Genomic DNA, 1,411 nt, shown 5'->3' on the forward strand with positions numbered 1-1,411 from the left:
CCGATAAACCCAGGGGGAAGAATCTTTGATTCTACAGAAAATTTATACCTTTGTGCCATGAATAATCAAGGACTATTAGCATTGGCACAGTTAATCCTGCCATCAGAGATACTTACAAATTTTGAAGTAGTACGTGTAGAAGAAGAGGCTTCCCTTATCCGCATCTATCTTGACGAATCGGTTAAGGCTGAATATAAGGAGAACCCTGAGATTGAATCCAAAGGGTTCTGTGAAGCCGTAACCATACGTGACTTCCCGATCCGCGACAAAGGTGTTGATCTGATCGTCAGAAGACGCAAATGGTACGACAAGCAGAATAACCGATACTTCTCCGACTCTTATGAGCTGAAGGCTGAAGGAACCCGCTACTCCAAGGAGTTTGCGGCTTTTTTAAAAGGAGTGTATGGAGACGATTCCTACGACCTCCCGTTCGCTTGACCGCTATTATCACATAAACGGGGATACGTTTGAAAAGCAATACAAGGAAGTGCTCAGCGGCTATCGCGAGTGGTCCGAACTCTCGCATGCAGAAGATTGGCTTGTCTTTCCCGAAAACATAGGTGAAAGCATCTGTATTGACGAAACGGCTCCAAGTAACGGTGAACTGTACACAATAGTAAGCAACAGAACTTCACATGGAGGTAAAGGTACCATCATTGCTATTGTAAAAGGTGTGGCGGCAGATGTTGTCACAGAAGCACTTATGCGCATAGAAGAGGACAAGAGACTGATGGTTAAGGAGATAACAATGGACATGTCGAATTCCATGCGACTTGTAGCCAGACGCTGTTTCCCGAATGCAATACGTACCATAGACCGCTTTCATATACAGAAACTTGCATGTGATGCCTTGCAGGAGATGCGCATCGCGCATAGATGGGATGCCATTCAAGCAGACACGGACGCCAGGGAAGAGGCCAAATGTTTGGGTGAAGCATACACTCCAATTGTGCTTGCAAACGGTGACACCCACAAGCAGTTGTTGGTTCGCAGCAGATATCTGCTTTTCAAATCTGCCGACAAATGGACAGAAAGTCAGAGACAAAGAGCTGAGGTGCTCTTTGAAACGTATCCTGATCTTAAAGAAGCCTATTCGCTTACACATTCATTAAGAATGATATTTTCCAAGAATACCGTCAAAGATGCAGCAAGACTCTCGCTTGCACGCTGGTATAACAAAGTGGACGACTCTGGTTTTAAGAGTTTCAATGTTATTGCCGCCACGCTTTACGAGCATTATGATGAAGTCTTGAACTTCTTTGTTAATAGGGCAACTAATGCTTTTGCAGAGTCATTCAATGCTAAAATTAAGGCGTTTAGAGCTGCTTTAAGGGGAGTAACGGATATAAAGTTCTTTCTTTTCAGACTTACAAAGCTATATGCTTAATCCCCCTGGTTTATCGGGTGAGCC

Annotated in this window: 2 protein-coding genes; both read left to right on the forward strand. The window is 44.2% G+C overall.

What is annotated here, in order from left to right; all coding sequences use genetic code 11:
* A partial coding sequence (locus HMPREF0673_RS00540) for an ISAon1 family transposase N-terminal region protein (protein WP_007896744.1) occupies positions 1-438 on the forward strand: 438 nt, incomplete at its 5' end.
* Entirely contained in the window at positions 404-1,387 is a 984-nt protein-coding gene (locus HMPREF0673_RS00545) for an ISAon1 family transposase (RefSeq protein WP_007896745.1), read from the forward strand. The genes HMPREF0673_RS00540 and HMPREF0673_RS00545, both read left to right, overlap by 35 nt.
* Positions 1,388-1,411 lie beyond the last annotated feature (24 nt).

Origin of the sequence: Leyella stercorea DSM 18206 (assembly GCF_000235885.1) — a bacterium.
GTDB classification, from domain to species: domain Bacteria; phylum Bacteroidota; class Bacteroidia; order Bacteroidales; family Bacteroidaceae; genus Prevotella; species Prevotella stercorea.

Excerpts from the sequence above, each read along its gene's own strand:
- HMPREF0673_RS00545 (WP_007896745.1), top strand. The coding sequence starts at position 404 with ATGGAGACGATTCCTACGACCTCCCGTTCGCTTGACCGCTATTATCAC.